This is a genomic window from Nonomuraea monospora (assembly GCF_039531895.1).
Classification (GTDB): Bacteria; Actinomycetota; Actinomycetes; order Streptosporangiales; family Streptosporangiaceae; genus Nonomuraea; species Nonomuraea monospora.
This window is the reverse complement of record NZ_BAAAQX010000050.1, coordinates 14,222-31,762: the sequence shown is the minus strand read 5'-3', so window position 1 is coordinate 31,762 and position 17,541 is coordinate 14,222. Positions and strand designations below refer to the sequence as shown.

The window sequence follows — 17,541 nt, the reverse complement described above, 5'->3', positions numbered from 1 at the left end:
CCTGGTGAGCAGGGCCGTTGTCCTAACATGCGGAGATGGCTGATCTTCAGCACACGCACGAGCTGACGTACGAGGGCGACCGGGTCGTCAAGCGCTACCAGGAGAGCAAGCCGGGCGCGGCCGAGCGCGAGTGGCGGGCGCTGACCCTGCTCGCCGAGCACGCGCCTGGGCTCGCGCCGGAGCCGGTCGCGTTCGAGGGCGGCGCGGTGACGATGTCGAGGATCCCCGGCGTGCCGCTGCGCGGGCTGTTCGCGCGGGCCAGGCACGTGGCGGCGATGGCTGAGGCGCTGGCCGAGCTGCACGCCGCCGTGCCGCCCGCCGTGCTGCGGGGCGTCCCGGTGCGTCCATGGCAGCAGGAGGCGATCGCCGACTGGATCAAGAAGCGGTGCGCGGCCTGGCAGCCCAGGGAGCCGCTGGCCGACCGGGCCGTCAAGGAGGGGCAGCGCTGGCTGGAGAGCTGGTCGCCCGGCGGGCAGGGGCTGCGGGAGGCGTTCGGGGCGGGTGACGGGAACCTGGCCAACTTCCTGTGGGACGGCTCCCGCGTCCGCATCGTGGACTTCGAGGACTCCGGGCGCAGCGACGTGGCGTTCGAGGTGGCCGAGCTGGCCGAGCACGTGTCGATGTGGGTGGACGGCGAGGTGGAGATCGCCCGCCGGTTCGAGCTGAGCCCGCAGGAGGAGCGGCGCACGCGGGAGTGCCGCAAGGCGCACGCGCTCGTCTGGTTCTTCCTGCTGTCGCACGAGCACCCGCGCAACCCGCCGGGGACCTTCCAGCGGCAGGTGGAGCGGGTGCTGACTACGCTGGGCGCATGAGGCTCGCGCACGACGGCGACAGGGACGCCGTGGAACGGCTCGTCCAGGACGCCTACACGCCGTGGATCGAGGTCATCGGCATGCGGCCGCTGCCGCTGGAGGCCGACTACGCGGCGCTCATCGCCGACGGCCGGGTGCACGTCACTGACGGGCTCGAAGGGCTCATCGTGCTGGTGCCGGAAGAGGGCGTGCTGCTGGTCGACAACGTGGCCGTACGCCCCGAGCTGCACGGCAGGGGCATCGGGCGGGCGCTGATGGCCCACGCCGAGCAGGAGGCGCGCAGGCTGGGGCTGCCCGCGCTGCGCCTCTACACCAACGTCAAAATGACCGCCAACATCGCTCTGTACGAGTCGCTCGGCTACCGCGAGACCGGCCGTCAGGGCATCGAGGGCCGCTCGGCCGTCCTCATGCGCAAGCAGCTCAGCCCGTGAGGACGCCCAGCAGGTGGGAGACCTCGCGGGCCACCGCGTCGCGGCCGGCCTTGAGGTACTTGCGCGAGTCGACGACCCGCTCGTCGTGGGCCAGGTAGTCGCGTACGGCGCCGGTGAACGCCTTGTTCAGGTGGGTCGCGATGTTGATCTTCTTCATGCCCTGCCGGACGGCCTCGCGCAGCACCTCGTCCGGCACCCCCGACGAGCCGTGCAGCACCAGGGGCACCGGCACGGCCGCGCGCAGCTCGGCGATCAGCTCCAGGTCCAGCACCGCGTCCTTGGTGGTCATGGCGTGCGAGGTGCCCACGGCCACGGCCAGCGCGTCCACGCCCGTCCTGGCCACGTAGTCGACCGCCTCGTGCGGCTTGGTGCGGGCGCCGGGCGCGTGCACCCCGTCCTTGCCGCCGACCTCGCCCAGCTCGGCCTCCACCCACACGCCGCGCTCGTGGCACCAGGCCGCCACCTCGGCCGTCGAGGCGACGTTCGCCTCGTCGGGCAGGGCCGAGGCGTCGTACATCACCGAGCCGAGGCCCAGCGTCACCGCCTCCTCGACGAGCGCCCTGTCGGTGGCGTGGTCGAGGTGCACCGCGACCGGCACCTCCGCCCTCCTGGCCACCGCGAGCGAGGCCAGCGCGATGGGCTCCAGCGCGCCGTGGTAGCGCACGCAGTTCTCGCTGATCTGCAGCACGACCGGCAGGCCGAGGGCCTCGGCGCCCGCCACGATCGCGCTGGCGTGCTCCAGTTGGATCACGTTGAAGGCGCCCACCCCTGCGGGTGACTGGCTGACGATGTCGCCGATGGAGGCGAGGGGCATGGAGGGGGCTCCTTACGTGATGATGATCTGGGGGTGGATGTCGGCGTACACGTCGGGGTCGAACTCGCCGGCCACCGGCGTGGCCACGGCTGCCGCGCCGAGCGCGGCGGCCCGCCTGAGCCTGTCGGGCCACGGAGCCGACTCGACCAGGCCCAGCGCCAGCCCCGCCACCAGCGAGTCGCCCGCTCCGGTCGGGTTGCCCCGCACGGTGTACGGCATCCGCGCCGCGTACGTGCCCTCACCCGTGACGGCGAGCAGGCCGTCGGCGCCCATGGACACCACCACGGCCCCGGCGCCCTGGCCGCGCAGCGCCTGCGCGCCCTCGGCGGGGGTGCCGCCCGGCACGGCCCTGGCCAGCTCCTCGGCGTTGGGCTTGAGGATCGACGGGCGGCCATGGGGCGCGTGGCGCAGGGGGTCGCCGTCGGCGTCCACGATGGACGGCACACCGCGCTCGGTGGCGAGGGCCGCCAGCGTGGCGTAGGTGTCGGACGGGACGCCGCGAGGCAGGCTGCCGGACAGGACGACCACGTCGGCGCTGGTCAGGAGGGCTTCGAAGTGCCGGATGAAGCCGGTCAGCTCGGCGGCCGTGACCTCGGGGCCCGGCTCGTTGAACAGCGCCGTGCTGTCGGCGCCGGAGACGGCGAGGGTGGTGCGGGAATCGCCGGTGATGTCGTACAGGGCCGCGGGCAGCCGGGCCGACTTCAGGTCGGCCTCGATCGCGCGGCCGGTCGGCCCGCCGGCCAGGCCCGTGACCAGCACGTCCCGGCCGAGCGCGGCCAGCACCCTGGCCACGTTGACGCCCTTGCCGCCCGCGCGTCTGTGCACCGCGCTGACCCGGTTGACCCCGTCCCAGTCGACGGCGGGCACCTGGTAGGTCACGTCGAGAGCGAGGTTGAGCGTCACCGTGATGATCATTAAGGCTCCGTGATCCAGACGCCGTCCTTCAGCACGCCGTCCACCTCCAGCGAGTCGGAGAGCACCACCAGGTCGGCGGCCTTGCCGACGGCGATCGAGCCGATCCGGCCGGCCAGGCCGAGCAGCCGCGCGGGCGTCAGCGAGGCCACCTGGACGGCGTCGGGCAGCGACATGCCCAGCTCCTGGACGCCGCGCCGGAACGCCACGTCCATGGTGAGCGTGGAGCCCGCGATCGAGCCGCCCTCGACCAGCCGGGCCACGCCGTCGTCCACGCGTACGGCCATGGAGCCGAGCACGTAGTCGCCGTCGCCCAGGCCGGTGGCCGACATGGCGTCGGTGATCAGCGCCGTGCGGCCGGGACCGGCCACCTCGTACGCCAGCCGCAGCATGGCGGGGTGCACGTGCACGCCGTCGTTGACCAATTCGACCGTCACCCGCTCGTCGTCGAGCAGCGCCGCGACGGGCCCCGGCGCGCGGTGGCCGAGCGGCGGCATCGCGTTGTACAGGTGGGTCGCCACGGTGGCGCCCGCCTCGATGCCCTCGATGGTCTGCTCGTATCCGGCGTCGCTGTGCCCGATGGCGGCCAGCACGCCTTCGGCGACGGCCATCCTGATGGTGTCGAGCGCGCCGGGCAGCTCGGGCGCGATCGTCAGCATGCGGACGTGCCCGCGCCCGGCCTTGACGAGCCCGGCGAACTCCTGCGGCGACGGCTCGCGCAGCCGCGCCGGGTCGTGCGCGCCGCAGCGGGACCTGGCGATGTACGGGCCCTCGAAGTGGATGCCGGCCAGCAGCCCCTCCTCGCACAGCTCGGCCAGCGCCGACGCCGCCCTGGCCAGGCCCTCGACCGTGTCGGTGACCAGGCTGGCCATCGTGGTCGTGGTGCCGTGGCGGCGGTGCAGCGCCACGGCGTCACGGGCCCGGTCGAGGTCGCCGGTGGGGAAGGAGCCGCCGGCGCCGCCGTGGTTGTGCACGTCGACGAAGCCCGGCACGACGTGCCGCCCGCCCACGCTGAGGCCGGGACCCGGGGCGGATCCGTGGCCGACGTGCGTGATGCGGCCGTCTTCGATGGTCAGCCACCCCTCGTGCACGCCCTCGGGCGTCACGATCCTGGCGTCGGCAAGAGTAAGGCTCATGAGGAAAGGATCACAGATCGCGTGAGGTGCATGGGCTCGTCGGGGTTGAGCCCCTGGGCGAAGGCCCGCGCCACCGCGACCCGCTGGGCGCGGATCAGCTCGGCCATGGGGTCGAGCGTGGTCTCGAAGAAGGCGCCGCCGGTCTCCTCGACCTGGACGCGCAGCCCTTCGGGGGCGGCGCCGAGCATCCACGTGACCCGGCCTGGGGCGGCGATGCTGATCGGGCCGTGCCGGTACTCCATCGCCGGGTAGGCCTCCGTCCACGAGCGGGACGCCTCGCGCATCTTCAGCGCGGCCTCCTGGGCGAGGCCGACGGACCAGCCGGTGCCGAGGAAGCTGAACTGCTTTGCCTGGACCAGCGTGTCGGGCAGCGGCGCGGCCACGGCCTCCTCGGCGTCGGCGATGGCCTGGGTGAGGTCCTCGCCGAGTGAGGCGCGCAGCATGGCGAGCTGCGTGGTGGCGAACCTGGTCTGCACGACGGACTTCTCGTCGGCGTAGTCGAGCACGACGACGTCGCCGGCGGCCGTCATGATCGGCGTCCGCGGGTCGGCGGTGATGGCCACGCTCGCGCCGGAGGTGCGCTCCAGCAGGTCGAGCACCTCGGTCGTGGTGCCGGAGCGCGACAGCGCCAGCACGCGGTCGTAGCCGCGCCCGTGCGGGAACTCGGAGGCGGCGAACGCGTCCGTCTCGCCGTGCCCGGCCCGCTCGCGCAGCACCGCGTACGCCATCGCGATGAACCACGACGTACCGCAGCCGACGACGGCGACCCGCTCGCCCCGGCGCGGCAGCGCGTCGGCGGGGATGTTCGCGACGGCGCGGCGCCAGCAGGACGGCTGGGACGCGATCTCGGCCTCGGTGTGGGTGGTCACCACTTACCTCCCCATGAGTGATTGTTTCTGTCCCTTTTATAACAGGAAAGTGCATAAATGAACACCGGTAGCCCTGGCGTTCCAGGTTGTGCCACGCTTGCTCCTGTTCCCCCCATCCGCCCTAGGGAGGCCTCCGTGTCCCGCTACGACCGCTGGAACGCCATCCTGGAGCTGCTGGCCCAGGAGGGCAGGCTGTCGGTGGAGGAGGCGGCCCAGGCGCTCGACGTCTCCACCGCCACGATCAGGCGGGACTTCGACCAGCTCGCCCAGCAGCAGATGCTCATGCGCACGCGCGGCGGCGCGGTCGCTCAGAGCGTCAGCTACGACCTGCCGCTGCGCTACAAGACGGCCAGGCACGCCGACGAGAAGCACCGCATCGCCATGGCGGCGGCCGAGCTGGTGGCGCCCGGCGCGGTGATCGGGCTCAACGGCGGGACGACCACCTCCGAGCTGGCCCGCACCCTCGCCACCCAGGCGACGCTGGAGAGCGGCTTCACGATCGTCACCAACGCGCTGAACATCGCGGCGGAGCTGACCGTCCGGCAGCACGTCAAGATCGTGGTGACCGGCGGGGTGGCCAGGCAGCAGTCGTACGAGCTGATCGGGCCGCTGGCCGGCGGGGTGCTGGAACAGGTGACGCTGGACGTGGCCTTCCTCGGGGTCGACGGGCTGGACGTCGAGCTGGGCGCCTCGGCGCACCACGAGGGCGAGGCCAGCGTGAACCACCTGCTGATGAGCAGGGCGGCGCAGGTCGTGGTGGTGGCCGACTCGTCCAAGATCGGCAAGCGGGCCTTCTCCAGGATCTGCCCGATCGGCCGGATCGACACGCTGGTCACCGACGCGCAGCTCTCCGACACGCTGGCGGGGCAGCTCACTGACGCGGGTGTGAAGGTCGTACGTGCTTGAGGGCGTTACAGGGCGATACGTGCGCGGGTAGGTAAGGAACGCAGACCACAGGCGTTCCAGGGGGAAATATGACGTCGGGAAGGTGCGCGGCCCGGCTCGGGCCCGCTGAGCGGGCAGAGGCGCTGGAGCGCATGGCGTCCGAGGAGCTCGACGTGGTCGTGGTCGGAGGCGGGGTCGTGGGGGCGGGCATCGCGCTCGACGCCGCGACCCGCGGCCTCGACGTGGCCCTCGTCGAGGCGCGCGACTACGCCTCGGGCACCTCGTCACGCTCGTCCAAGCTGATCCACGGCGGCCTGCGCTACCTGGAGCAGCTCAACTTCGAGCTGGTGCGCGAGGCGCTGCAGGAACGGGCGCTGCTGTTGCAGCGCATCGCGCCGCACCTGGTGCGGCCGGTGCCGTTCCTGTTCCCGATGACCCACTACGGGTGGGAACGCCCGTACGTGGGCGCGGGCGTCGCGCTCTACGACACGCTCGGCTTCGCCACCGGCCTGACCAGGGGCGTGCCCGGCCACCGGCACCTGTCCAGGTCGCGGGCGCTGCGGCTGGCGCCCGCGCTGAAGAAGACCGCCTTCACCGGCGCCGTCCAGTACTGGGACGCGCAGGTCGACGACGCCCGCTACGTGATGATGATGCTGCGCACCGCCGCCACGTACGGCGCGCACATCGCGCCCAGGGCGCAGGTGGTGGGGTTCCTGCGGGAGGGCGAGCGGGTCACCGGCGTGCGGGTGCGCGACCTGGAGCTGGGCGAGGACTTCGAGGTACGCGCCCGCCAGGTCGTGAACGCCACCGGCGTCTGGACCGACGACATCCAGGAGCTGGTGGGCGGGCGCGGGCAGATCCACGTGCGCGCCTCCAAGGGCATCCACCTCGTCGTCCCGCGCGACCGGATCCACTCGGTGACCGGCATCATCCTGCGTACGGAGAAGTCCGTGCTGTTCGTGATCCCGTGGGGCCGCCACTGGATCATCGGCACCACCGACACGGAGTGGACGCTCGACAAGAGCCACCCCGCCGCCTCCCGCACCGACATCGACTACCTGCTCGACCACGTCAACGCGGTCCTGTCGGTGCCGCTGACCCGCGACGACGTCGAGGGCGTCTACGCGGGGCTGCGTCCGCTGCTGTCGGGCGAGTCCGACGAGACGTCCAAGCTGTCCAGGGAGCACGTGGTGGCCCACCCCGTGCCGGGCCTGGTGATGATCGCCGGAGGCAAGTACACGACGTACCGGGTCATGGCCCAGGACGCGGTGGACGCCGTGGCGCACGGGCTCGACCAGCGGGTGCCGCGCTCCTGCACCGACCGCATCCCGCTCGTCGGCGCCGAGGGCTACCAGGCGCTGTGGAACTCCCGGCACCGCCTCGCCCACGAGTCCGGGCTGCACGTGGCCAGGATCGAGCACCTGCTGCAGCGCTACGGCTCGCTGATCGACGAGGTGCTGGAGCTGATCGAACGCGACCCGTCGCTGGCCAGGCCGCTGGCGGGGGCCGACGACTACCTGCGGGCCGAGATCGTCTACGCCGCCACCCACGAGGGCGCCCGCCACCTCAACGACGTGCTGACCCGGCGCACCCGCATCTCCATCGAGACCTTCCACCGCGGGGTGGCCGTGGCGCAGGAGGCCGCCGAGCTGCTGGCCGAGCCGCTCGACTGGGACGGCGAGCAGGTCAAGCGGGAGGTGGAGTACTACACCAAGCGGGTGGAGGCCGAGCGCCGCTCGCAGGAGCAGGACTCCGACCACGAGGCGGACGCCATCAGGCTCGGCGCGCCGGAGATCGTCCCCGTGGTGGTGCCTGAGCACACCTGAGCGAACGCCTGAGGGGGCGGCCCGCGGCGCTGCGGGGTCCGCGGACCGCCCCGTCCAGGATGGTTCTACGCCGGCGGGTACCGCGTGGCGTCGTGCACGTCGAGCAGCGGCTCCTTGACGCCGTCGCCCGAGTCGTCGGTCCAGTTCAGGTTGCCGGTCGAGATCAGCGTGCTACGGACGGCCAGCGAGCCCGCCCGGTTGGTCGGCTTGTGGGTGCCCGAGGTGAGCAGCGCCGCCGCGCCCGCCACGTGCGGGCTGGCCATCGAGGTGCCGCTGATCGTGGCGTACCCGCCGGCCCGGTAGGTCGAGTAGATGCAGGTGCCGGGCGCCGTGATCTCCACGGTCGAGCCGAAGTTGGAGTAGAACGCCGAGGTGTCGTCCAGGTCGGTCTCGCTGCGGCACGACAGCGTGCTGCCCCCGGCGCCGCCGGGCAGACCGTCGTTGTCGGTCAGCGCGGACACGGTCACCACGTCGGGGTGGTTGGCGGGGAAGAACGAGGAGGTGTTCGCGTGGCTGTTGCCCGCGGCCACCACGACCACGATGCCGGCGTTGACCGCGTTCGTGATCGCCGTGCTGATCGCGCTGCTGGAGCAGCCGCTGCAGCCGAGGCTCAGGTTGATGACCTCGATGGTGGAGGCGCGCGCCACCACCCAGTTGATGCCGGCGGCGATGCCGGCCAGGCTGCCGGAGCCGGCCGCGTTCAGCACCTTGACGCCGTGGATGCGGGCGCCGGGCGCGACGCCCACCGGGCCGATGGTGTTGTCGAGGGCGCCGACGGTGCCCGCGACGTGCGAGCCGTGGCCGTTGTCGTCGGTGCCCGAGTTGTTGACGCAGACGCCGGTCAGGCAGTTGGCCCTGGCGACCACGTTCAGGTCGGGATGGGTGTTGTCGACACCGCTGTCGACCACGGCGACGTCCGCGTTGATGCGCACGTCGTCGGTGCCGTCGATGTCGAGGTTCGGGTTGCTGGGGCCGAAGATGCGCCGGACGCCCGTGGGCACGGTCTGGACGAAGGCGTGCACCTCGGCGTCGGGCTCCACGCTGACGACGTTCGGGTTGTTCTTGAGCTGTTCGGCGGCGGTCGCGCTCAGGCGGGCGGTGTAGCCCTTGAACGCGTGCTCGTAGACGCCGATGAGCTGGCCGCCGAGATCGTCCACCTGGCTCTGGGCGGCGCCGCGCGGTGCGCGCATGGCCGGGTTGAGCTGGACGATGTAGGTGCCGTCGGCTGCGGCGGTCGTGGCGGAGACGGGCAGGGGGGCGGCGAGTAACGCCATGGCGCCGGCGAGCAATGCGAGCAGGGGGGTGCGTGGTCGCATGGCAGCGTGGTCCCTTTCCGATCTGGGACCGGCCGCCCGGTTATGACACGAACCGACCGGTCCGACAGTGGGGTGTAAGCAAAGCTTTCACCATTTGTCGGGATAAGTCCATAAAAAAAGGTGCCGGTTCGCTACGAACCGGCACCCTCTGGTTGCTTAACGGAGCGGGATCCAGGCTTGTGAGGACAGCGTCGTCAGGTCGTTGACCTGGACGCCCTCGTACGAGACCGTCCACAACGAGTCGCCGATCACCATCGAGCGCTCGATGCCGGGCTGGTAGCTGTAACCCTCCTGGCGCTGGGTCGGATGCTTGATCATGCCCAGCTCCTTCACCCCCGCGTCGGAGATCTGCAGCACCAGCGCGCCCGACTCGTTCACCTTGTTCAGCGGGATCACCGACAGGCCGGTCTTCGGCCAGTACAGGAACGCGTGCGGGTTCCACTCCGCCCCTGAGCCCGAGTCCTTCTGGAAGAGCTGCGACAGGCGGCGCGGCGCGGCCGGATCGCTGACGTCGAACAGCGACACCTGCGTGCCCAGCGTCCTGCCCTGCTCGCTGGCCTCCTGGCCGATGCCGATCAGCCTGCCCTCGCTGCCGGGGTGCAGGTACGCCGAGTAGCCGGTGATCTTCAGCTCGCCCGTCACCTTGGGCGCGGCCGGATCCCGCAGGTCCAGCGTGTAGAGCGGGTCCACCTGGCGGAACGTCACGCAGTAGCCGATCGGGCCGATGAACCTGACCGAATAGATGCGCTCGCCCTTGCCCAGGCCGCCGACCTCGCCGACCCGCGCCAGGGTGTCGGCCCTGAGCACGTGGACGGTGCTGGAGCTGGTCTTCTCGTCGCCGGAGTCCTGCGTGGTGGCGATGCGGAGGTGGCCGTCGTACTCCGACATCGAGTACTGGTTCAGCAGACGGCCCCCGACCTTGCCCGAGGCCACGTACGCGGGGGCGCCGGGGTGGGTGATGTCGAACCGGTGCACCTCCGTCTCCTCCGGCGGGATGGTGGGCGTCGGCTCGGCGGGAGCGGGGGCCTCGGAGGTGGGCTTCACGGTGGGGTCGGCCGAGGCGGACACCGCCGGGTCGTCCGGGGTGGGCTCGACCGCGGGGGCGACCGCGTCCGCAGGGGCGTCGTCCACGATGGGCATCGGGCGCACCACCGGGAACCACCAGCGCGGGTTGCTGGCCACGTACAGGCTCTGCCCCGTGCCGTACACCACGTCGCCGTCGGCCGCCAGGCTGATCGGGTCGGTGCCCGCCGCCGTGACGCCCTGCGCCAGGTCGACGGTGTGCACGGTCAGCATCGAGGTGCCGGTGTAGTCGGCGGGGTGACTGACCCGCTCGCACTTCACCGAGCTCTTCGTGACCGTGCCGGACGCGTCCGTGATCTCGATCTTCGGCAGCCACGAGTCCACCGGCGCGCTCCTGACCGCCTCCCGGTTCGCCTTGAGCAGGTCGGCCTCCGTGGCGTTCTGCTTCGGCTCGGGGAAGGCGATCTCGGGCTGGCTGCGGGTGACGAGCCGGACCGTGGAGCCGACCATCCTGGCGTCCACGTACGAGCCCTGCGCCCTGATCGTGCTCAGCACCTTCGGCTCGCCCGCCAGGTCCACCACGACGTACCGGGTGTCGCCCGGCGGCATGATCGACCGTGCCTTGTACATGATGTCGCCGCCCCGCATCAGCACCAGCGCGCGGTCACCCGCCACCAGCAGGTCCGCCGGGACGCCGGGGCCGCCCTCGCCCTCGGTCAGCTTGAGCGACGCGGTGACCTTCCTGGTGGCCGTGTCGATGATCCGCAGGGTGCCGTCCGCGACCGTGATGACCCGGTTGCCGTCGGTCTTGACCAGGTCGGGCTCGTCCACGCCGGCCTCGTGCACGTTCGTGGTGGAGTGCTCCGGCGTCGCCGCCACCCTGGCCTTGGACGTGGCCGCGGAGTCCTCCGCGACCGCCAGCGGCACGACGCCGCCGAAGCCGTACGCGGTGACGTTCGCGGCGGCCTTCTCCCGCAGCCCGGACAGGGCGTCGTCGCAACTGCTGTAGGCCACCAGGCGGATGGCGCCGAGCGACGTCGCCTTCGGGGGCGGAGCGGAGGCGCCTCCCGTCGAAGAGGTGCAGGCGGCTGTGACCGTCGCGAGCGCCGCGGCGGTCACGGCCGTGCGGATCAACGTCTTCATGCCCTCATCACGGCTGCGCGAGCGGGATGGTTCAGGAGCCTTTGGATGGGTTGATGGTGAAGACCGGGCTGAAGTTCAGGTCGTCGGGCACTTCCAGCATCTTGCGCAGCAGCTTGCCCTCGAAGTCGAGCACCTGGATCTCGTCGTTGACGCCGTTCTGCTGCTCCCAGCAGTACAGGTGGGTCTCGTCGTAGAAGCCGAGCACCTTGTCGCAGTCGGAGGTGAACTTCTCGACCTGCTTGCCCGTCGCGGTGTCCCAGACGCAGTGGTCGCCGTCGCCGCCGTTCGGGCAGTTCGTGACGAACGTCTCGCCCGACGGCGAGAAGATGTCCTGCGTGCCGGCGGAGAGCGTGCCGATGCCGGTCAGCGAGCGGGTGGCCTCGCCCTCGGTGTCGAAGAAGCGCAGGTTGCGGTCGGTCTCCTTGCCGTAGACGTTGACGACGCCCTCGTCGTCGCCGTCGAAGCCGAAGGCGGTGCCGCGGATCGAGGTGTCGTCCACGCTCACCACGTCGGCCGTCTTCGCGGCCACGTCCACGATGACGAAGCCGAGGTAGAGCCACTTGCTGCCGCTCTTCTTCTCGATGTTCAGCAGGATCTTCGAGCCGTCCTTCGACCAGGACCTGATGCTGCTGATCTGCGGCTTCTTGACAGTCTTGATCGTGGTGTCCTGGCCGGTGGCGCGGTCGCGGATGACGATGAAGTCGAAGTCGTCGGAGCTGTACTCCCTGCCTCTGCTGGCCAGGAGCTTGCCGTCGGGGGAGACCATCGACTCCCAGTTGCCGGGGAGTTTGGTGAACGTGCCGCGCAGCGAGTTCCTGGCGTAGTCGATCCAGTCGTCCTTCTTCTTGTCGTAGACCTCGTAGGAGGTCAGGACGATGGCGTCGGCGGGGTTCTCGTACAGGGAGATCTTGCCGCCGGGGAGCGTCCTCTTGGTGCCGGTCGCCGGCACGGCCGCCTGCGCCGTCCGCGTCGGCCCGGCGCTCTCGGACGTGCCCGACCGCCCCGGCTCCGCCGTCCCGGTGCGCGATCGCCCGGGCTTCGGCGTGCTGGTGCCGATCGCCACCGTGGTGGAGGCGGACTTGTCGAGCTGGATGATCACGATCACGCCGGCGAGCAGGAGCAGCGCCACCGCTACCGTGATGCCCGCGATCAGCGGGGCCCTGCCGCTCTTGCGCGGCGGCGCGTGCGTGTACATGCCCTGCTGTCCGTACGGCGGCTGCGTCGGCTGCTGCTGCCACCCCGCCTGCTGGCCGTGGGGGAACTGGGCGCCGGTCGCGTACGGGACGTTGCCGGACATCGGCCCCGAGGGAGCGCCGGAGGGCGACGCGAACGGCGGCCCGGTGGGAGAGCCGAACGGCTGGCCGGAAGGCCCGCCCGGGGAGCCGAAGGGCGGCCCGGAAGGCGGCCCGGCAGGGGAGCCGAATGGAGGGCCAGAAGGAGGGCCGGCCGGCGAGCCGAAGGGAGGGCCGGAAGGCGGGCCGGAGGGTGAGCCTGCCGGGGAGCCGAACGACTGGCCGGACGGCGAGCCTGCCTGGGAGGCGTACGGCTGGCCCGAGGGCGGGTGGGCCTGCCCCGGCGCGGCCTCGGCGGCGCCCTGCGCCAGCATGCCGGGGTTGGGCGCGGGCTGCTGCAGCAGGAGCATGATCACCTGCTCGGCCGTGGGCCGCTGCGCCGGGTCCTTGGCCAGGCACGCCACGACCACGTCACGCAGCGGCCCCTCGCCGAGCGCGCCCAGGTCGGGCTGCTGGTTGAGCACGCGGTTGATCACCGCGGGCATCGTGTCGCTGCCGAACGGCGCCCGCCCAGAGGCGGCGAAGACCATGGCGCTGGCCCACGAGAACATGTCGGCGGCCGGCCCGACGGTGTGCCCCATGATCTGCTCGGGCGGCATGTACGACGGCGTGCCCACGACCATGCTGCTGATCGTGGAGGTGGCGTTGAGCGCGCGGGCGATGCCGAAGTCGATGACCCGCGGCCCGTCGGCGCCGATGATGACGTTGGCCGGCTTGAAGTCGCGGTGCACGATGCCGGCCTGGTGGATGGCGGCCAGCGCCGTGGCGGTGCCGATGGCCAGCCGGTGCAGGACGGAGCCGGTGCGCGGCCCCTCCTCCTGCACGACCCGCTGTAAGGAGGGGCCCTCGATGAACTCGCTGACGATGTACGGCCTGTCCTGCTCGACCCCGGTGCCCAGGACGGCGGCGGTGCAGAAGGGCGCGACCTGCTGGGCCACCTGGACCTCGCGCAGGAACCGCTCCACGCTCACCTGGTCGCCCGACAGGTCGGGCCGCAGCCACTTGACGGCCACGCTCTGGCTCGCGTGGTCCTTGGCCAGGTAAACGACGCCTTGACCGCCCTCGCCGAGGCGGCCGACGAGCTCGAGGCCCCCCAGCCGCTGTGGGTCTCCGGTGCGGAGCGGAGCGAAGGATGCCATGAGGGGATTCTGGCCCTATGCCGGGCATCCGCAAAAACTACCCGCCGGTAGCGCCCCGGAATATGCTTCGGGAATGCAGGTCACGTCCAGCGGTAGGACACAGTGCGTCATCGCTCCCTTCACCGGAGAAACCCTCGCTGAGCTGCCCATTTCCGACGCGGAGGACATTCGCGCCGCGTACGGGAGAGCCAGGGCGGCCCAGGCGGAATGGGCGGCCAGATCGCCCGCGGAGCGGGCCAGACCCTTCCTCCTCCTGCACGACGCCATCCTCGACCGCAGGGACGAGATCCTCGACCTCGTCCAGAACGAAACGGGCAAGGCCCGCAAGCACGCCTTCGAGGAGGTGCTCGACGTCGCGGGCTGCAGCCTCCACTACGCCCGCCGCGCGCCCCGCCTGCTCGCGCCGCGCCCCCGCAAGGGCATCTTCCCCGCCGCCACCCGCGTGACGGAGCTGCGCCGGCCCAAGGGCGTGGTCGCCCTCATCAGCCCGTGGAACTACCCGCTCGCCCTGGGCGTCACCGACGCGGTGCCCGCGCTGCTGGCCGGCAACGCGATCGTGCACAAGCCCGACACCCAGACCGCCCTGTCCGCGCTGTGGACCATTGACCTGCTGGTGGAGCTGGGCATGCCGCGCGAGATCTGGCAGGTCGTCCTCGGCGAGCCAGCCGACGTCGGCGACGCGCTGCTCGACCACGCCGACTACGTCGTCTTCACCGGCTCCACCCGGGGCGGCAGGAAGGTCGCCGAGGAGGCGGCCAAGCGGCTCATCGGCTGCTCGCTGGAGCTCGGCGGCAAGAACCCGATGATCGTCCTCGACGACGCCGACCTCGACGTGGCCGCGCAGGGCGCCGTCCGCGCCTGCTTCACCAACGCCGGGCAGCTCTGCCTGTCGATCGAGCGCCTGTACGTGCACGCGTCCGTCTTCGACGCCTTCACCGAGCGCTTCGTCCGCGCGGTCCAGGCGCTCAAGCTCGGCGCAGGGCACGACTGGTCGGTGCAGATGGGGCCGCTCACCTCCCGCCGCCCGCTCGACACGGTCAGCGCCCACGTGGACGACGCCGTCGCCAAGGGCGCCACCGTGCTGACCGGCGGCCGGGCCAGACCCGACCTCGGCCCCCTGTTCTACGAGCCGACCGTGCTCACCGGCGTCGGCGAGGACATGGAGCTGTGCCGCGCCGAGACGTTCGGGCCGGTCGTCGCGCTCTACCCGTTCTCCACCGAGGACGAGGCGGTCGCGCTGGCCAACGACACCGTCTACGGCCTCAACGCCTCCATCTGGACCTCCAGTCCGCCCCGCGCCCGCCGCCTGGCCGCCGGGGTCCGCGCGGGGACGGTCAACATCAACGAGGGGTACGCCTCGGCGTACGCGTCCTACGACGCGCCCATGGGCGGGATGAAGGCGTCCGGGCTCGGCCGCCGGCACGGGGTCGAGGGGCTGCTGCGCTACACCGACGCCAAGACGGTGGCCTCGCAGGCGGGGTGGCTGGGGTTCGAGCCGCCGTCCGGGATGCCGTACGAGCGGTGGGCGGGGCTGCTGGCGACGACGCTGAAGGTGATGCGGCGGGCCCGGCTCAAGTAGCGGCCGGGTCAGACCGGGTGGCTGACCCAGACGTTGGGCTCCACGTAGACGGCGTGGTCGTGGACGAGGTCGCAGTGCACGGGGGCGAGCGCGCCCGGCACCTCCACCGCCCCCGACCGGTCGAAGGGCAGCCCGGTCCACTGGCGCCACTCCGCCGCCGTGCCCGCCACCACCATCGAGCGCGGCGCCACCTTGACGATCTTCCCGCCCGCCCGCACGTGCACGCGGAGCCAGGCGTCGTGGGGCAGGCCGTCGGCGCGCGTCCTGAACGCGTACTCCGCCATGGGGGTGTGCGGTTCGAGGTGCTTGAGGTTGGGACGGACGGGGGCGACCAGCTCGCGGTGGCCCAGCCGGGCGGCCTGGCCGCGCAGCGCGGCCAGCATCACCGCGGACAGCCCCTTGCCCAGCAGGTCGCGGCGGACGGTGATCTCCAGGGCGGAGACGGCGTCGGTGGGCAGGCCGCGCTCGCGGGCCAGCCAGCCGGACCGGATCACGCCGTCCCAGCCGTTGTCGGGCAGTTCGCCCCCGTCCGACACGAACGGGGTCATGTAGCCCCGCGCCACCAGCCGCCCCGGCTCCGCGTCGTCGTCGGCCACCAGCACGTGGTCCGGGTAGGCGGTCTTGACCAGCGCGTAGTACAGGTCGGCGACCGGGTCCTGCAGCATGAACTCGTGCCAGGTGTTGTCCATGTCCCAGAGCGTCGCGGCGAATTCCGGGCGTTCGGCAAGAGTGGTGATGCGGATGGCCATGGCGGACATCTTGCCCGGCGGCACGTCCGTTCCGCGTCTCGTTTATTGGTACTTAAGATCCCAAAGACAGTGCAGTACCGTCGGCGGCATGACAGAACTTGACGCCAGGCTACGAGCCATCACGGACCTGATGGTGGCCGAGGCGCGCGAGGGCAGCGGCAGGCACGAGTACGACGGTCAGATCCAGGACCTGTCGCTTGACGGCGTACGGGCCGGGCTGTCCCGGCTCGGCCAGGGGCCCGCGCCCGAGGACGCGCACGACGCCCGGCACCTTCAGGTGTTCGAGGAGAGTCTGCGCACCCAGTTCGGCGAGCTGGAGCTGCACAGGAAGAACCCGCTGATCCACCTCTCCAACCTCGAACTGGCCACCTACGACCGCGACTACGGCCCCGAGGAGGAGCGCGCCGCGGCCAAGGCGGCCCACCTCGCGCTCTGGCCCGAGGCTGTGGAGCAGTCGCTGACCGCACTCGACCAAGTGCCGGCGCCCGTCGCGAAGTCCCTGCTCGGGGCCGCGAAGGGGCTGGCCGCCGGCATCACGGACGAGGCCGCGCTGCGGGCCCACGCCAGGCTCGTCGATCACCTGGAGCGGGCCGCGGCCGAGGGCGACCAGGACGCGTCGCTCGGCGGCGAGGCGCTGGCGAAGCTGATGGGCACCGCCGAGGGCCTGCCCGTCGATCTCGGCGAGCTGGCCGAGCGGGCCGACGCCGAGCGCGACCGGCTGATGGCGCTGCTCGCCGAGTCCTGCGCCAAGCTGGGGGAGAAGGACCGGGCGCCGCTCGACGTCGTACGCGAGCTGGTCAAGGACCACCCCGACCCGGAGGGCGTGATCGAGGCCGCGCGGGTCGGCACGGAGAAGGCGATCGCGTTCACCCGCGAGAAGGACCTGGTGCCCTACCACGACGGTGAGTGCCTGGTGGGCCTGGCGCCGGAGTCGCGCCGCTGGGCGATGGCCATGATGGCGTGGAACGCGCCGGGCGAGCCCGAGGGCCCGTCCTGGTACCACATCACGCCGCCCGACACCTCCTGGCCGCGACAGGACCAGGAGGAGTGGCTGGAGGTGTTCAGCGCCACGACGCTGCCCGCGATCAACGTGCACGAGGTCGCTCCCGGGCACTTCTCGCACGCCAGGGCGCTGCGGCGGGCGCCGTCCGACGTGCGCAGGGTGCTGCAGTCGGTGGCGTTCATCGAGGGCTGGGCGCACTACGCCGAGGAGTTGTGCGTCGAGGAGGGCTTCGAGGCCGGCGACCCGCGCTTCGAGATCGGCGTCTGGGTGGAGGCGCTGATCCGCGTCACCAGGCTGGCCTGCGCGATCGGCGTGCACACCGGCCAGATGACGGTCGAGGAGGGCGCCAGGCGGTTCGAGTCGGACACGCACCTGGCGGGCCCTGCGGCGCTGTCGGAGGCGCAGCGGGCCTCGTTCGACCCGACGTACGGCCGCTACACCTGGGGCAAGCTGCTCATTATGGACCTGCGCGAGCGGGCCCGCGCCCAGTGGGGCGCCGGGTTCACCGTGCAGCGCTTCCACAAGGAGCTGCTCACCCTCGGCGCGCCGCCCCTGGGCCTGATCGACGCCACGCTCTGACGAGCGTTCCGGGTGGTGATCGGGGGAACGTCT

14 protein-coding genes are annotated in these 17,541 nt (G+C 71.9%); 6 read left to right on the top strand and 8 right to left on the bottom strand.

The annotated features are described in order from the left end of the window. Window positions 1–35 precede the first annotated feature (35 nt). Together ABD331_RS53770 and ABD331_RS53765 are read left to right on the top strand one after the other, a co-directional pair. Complete coding sequence (locus ABD331_RS53770; RefSeq protein WP_344494134.1) at window positions 36–812, top strand: phosphotransferase; 777 nt, start codon at window positions 36–38, stop codon at window positions 810–812. Beyond that, window positions 809–1,243, top strand: coding sequence for a GNAT family N-acetyltransferase (locus ABD331_RS53765; RefSeq protein ID WP_344494132.1), 435 nt, complete (start codon window positions 809–811; stop codon window positions 1,241–1,243). Before ABD331_RS53770 ends, ABD331_RS53765 begins: the two co-directional genes overlap by 4 nt. Here ABD331_RS53765 and ABD331_RS53760 read toward each other — a convergent pair. From ABD331_RS53760 to ABD331_RS53745, 4 genes are read right to left on the bottom strand one after another with little or no spacing between them, the layout of a single operon-like run. After that, window positions 1,233–2,057 (bottom strand): class II fructose-bisphosphate aldolase, encoded by an 825-nt coding sequence (locus ABD331_RS53760; protein ID WP_344494130.1) that lies wholly within the window; start codon window positions 2,055–2,057, stop codon window positions 1,233–1,235. The genes ABD331_RS53765 and ABD331_RS53760 overlap by 11 nt on opposite strands. A gap of 12 nt (window positions 2,058–2,069) precedes the next feature. After that, a complete protein-coding gene (locus tag ABD331_RS53755) occupies window positions 2,070–2,972 on the bottom strand; it encodes a 1-phosphofructokinase family hexose kinase (protein WP_344494128.1) in 903 nt (300 codons plus the stop codon). Then, on the bottom strand, window positions 2,972–4,105 hold the full coding sequence (gene nagA, locus ABD331_RS53750) for an N-acetylglucosamine-6-phosphate deacetylase (protein WP_344494126.1): 1,134 nt from the start codon (window positions 4,103–4,105) through the stop codon (window positions 2,972–2,974). The genes ABD331_RS53755 and nagA overlap by 1 nt, the downstream gene beginning before the upstream one ends. Beyond that, on the bottom strand, window positions 4,102–4,974 hold the full coding sequence (locus ABD331_RS53745; RefSeq protein WP_344494124.1) for an SIS domain-containing protein: 873 nt from the start codon (window positions 4,972–4,974) through the stop codon (window positions 4,102–4,104). The genes nagA and ABD331_RS53745 overlap by 4 nt, the downstream gene beginning before the upstream one ends. 135 nt (window positions 4,975–5,109) lie before the next feature. Here ABD331_RS53745 and ABD331_RS53740 point away from each other — a divergent pair, with 135 nt between their 5' ends. After that, window positions 5,110–5,880, top strand: a complete 771-nt coding sequence (locus ABD331_RS53740) for a DeoR/GlpR family DNA-binding transcription regulator (protein WP_344494122.1) — start codon at window positions 5,110–5,112, stop codon at window positions 5,878–5,880. 68 nt (window positions 5,881–5,948) lie between these two features. After that, window positions 5,949–7,685 (top strand): glycerol-3-phosphate dehydrogenase/oxidase, encoded by a 1,737-nt coding sequence (locus ABD331_RS53735; RefSeq protein ID WP_344494120.1) that lies wholly within the window; start codon window positions 5,949–5,951, stop codon window positions 7,683–7,685. A 65-nt stretch (window positions 7,686–7,750) separates the two neighbouring features. On the opposite strand, the gene ABD331_RS53730 is transcribed toward ABD331_RS53735, so the two are convergent. The 3 genes from ABD331_RS53730 to ABD331_RS53720 all read right to left on the bottom strand — a co-directional run bounded on the left by ABD331_RS53730 (window position 7,751) and on the right by ABD331_RS53720 (window position 13,598). Continuing rightward, window positions 7,751–9,001 (bottom strand): S8 family serine peptidase, encoded by a 1,251-nt coding sequence (locus ABD331_RS53730; protein WP_344494118.1) that lies wholly within the window; start codon window positions 8,999–9,001, stop codon window positions 7,751–7,753. 156 nt (window positions 9,002–9,157) lie between these two features. After that, window positions 9,158–11,167: a beta-propeller domain-containing protein gene (locus ABD331_RS53725; RefSeq protein WP_344494116.1), complete on the bottom strand. Its 2,010-nt coding sequence runs from the start codon at window positions 11,165–11,167 to the stop codon at window positions 9,158–9,160. A gap of 31 nt (window positions 11,168–11,198) precedes the next feature. Next, window positions 11,199–13,598: a protein kinase domain-containing protein gene (locus ABD331_RS53720; RefSeq protein WP_344494114.1), complete on the bottom strand. Its 2,400-nt coding sequence runs from the start codon at window positions 13,596–13,598 to the stop codon at window positions 11,199–11,201. Window positions 13,599–13,671: 73 nt separating this feature from the next. Here ABD331_RS53720 and ABD331_RS53715 point away from each other — a divergent pair, with 73 nt between their 5' ends. Continuing rightward, on the top strand, window positions 13,672–15,177 hold the full coding sequence (locus tag ABD331_RS53715) for a succinic semialdehyde dehydrogenase (RefSeq protein WP_344494112.1): 1,506 nt from the start codon (window positions 13,672–13,674) through the stop codon (window positions 15,175–15,177). A gap of 8 nt (window positions 15,178–15,185) precedes the next feature. Here ABD331_RS53715 and ABD331_RS53710 read toward each other — a convergent pair whose 3' ends face one another. Beyond that, window positions 15,186–15,926 (bottom strand): N-acetyltransferase, encoded by a 741-nt coding sequence (locus tag ABD331_RS53710; protein ID WP_344494110.1) that lies wholly within the window; start codon window positions 15,924–15,926, stop codon window positions 15,186–15,188. 88 nt (window positions 15,927–16,014) lie between these two features. Here ABD331_RS53710 and ABD331_RS53705 point away from each other — a divergent pair, with 88 nt between their 5' ends. Beyond that, window positions 16,015–17,508 (top strand): DUF885 family protein, encoded by a 1,494-nt coding sequence (locus tag ABD331_RS53705; RefSeq protein ID WP_344494108.1) that lies wholly within the window; start codon window positions 16,015–16,017, stop codon window positions 17,506–17,508. The last annotated feature ends 33 nt before the right edge of the window (window positions 17,509–17,541 follow it).

Coding starts and splice junctions, on each gene's coding strand:
- ABD331_RS53770 (WP_344494134.1), top strand. CDS start 36: ATGGCTGATCTTCAGCACACGCACGAGCTGACGTACGAGGGCGACCGG.
- ABD331_RS53765 (WP_344494132.1), top strand. CDS start 809: ATGAGGCTCGCGCACGACGGCGACAGGGACGCCGTGGAACGGCTCGTC.
- ABD331_RS53760 (WP_344494130.1), bottom strand. CDS start 2,057: ATGCCCCTCGCCTCCATCGGCGACATCGTCAGCCAGTCACCCGCAGGG.
- ABD331_RS53755 (WP_344494128.1), bottom strand. CDS start 2,972: ATGATCATCACGGTGACGCTCAACCTCGCTCTCGACGTGACCTACCAG.
- nagA (WP_344494126.1), bottom strand. CDS start 4,105: ATGAGCCTTACTCTTGCCGACGCCAGGATCGTGACGCCCGAGGGCGTG.
- ABD331_RS53735 (WP_344494120.1), top strand. CDS start 5,949: ATGACGTCGGGAAGGTGCGCGGCCCGGCTCGGGCCCGCTGAGCGGGCA.
- ABD331_RS53730 (WP_344494118.1), bottom strand. CDS start 9,001: ATGCGACCACGCACCCCCCTGCTCGCATTGCTCGCCGGCGCCATGGCG.
- ABD331_RS53725 (WP_344494116.1), bottom strand. CDS start 11,167: ATGAAGACGTTGATCCGCACGGCCGTGACCGCCGCGGCGCTCGCGACG.
- ABD331_RS53720 (WP_344494114.1), bottom strand. CDS start 13,598: ATGGCATCCTTCGCTCCGCTCCGCACCGGAGACCCACAGCGGCTGGGG.
- ABD331_RS53715 (WP_344494112.1), top strand. CDS start 13,672: ATGCAGGTCACGTCCAGCGGTAGGACACAGTGCGTCATCGCTCCCTTC.
- ABD331_RS53710 (WP_344494110.1), bottom strand. CDS start 15,926: ATGGCCATCCGCATCACCACTCTTGCCGAACGCCCGGAATTCGCCGCG.
- ABD331_RS53705 (WP_344494108.1), top strand. CDS start 16,015: ATGACAGAACTTGACGCCAGGCTACGAGCCATCACGGACCTGATGGTG.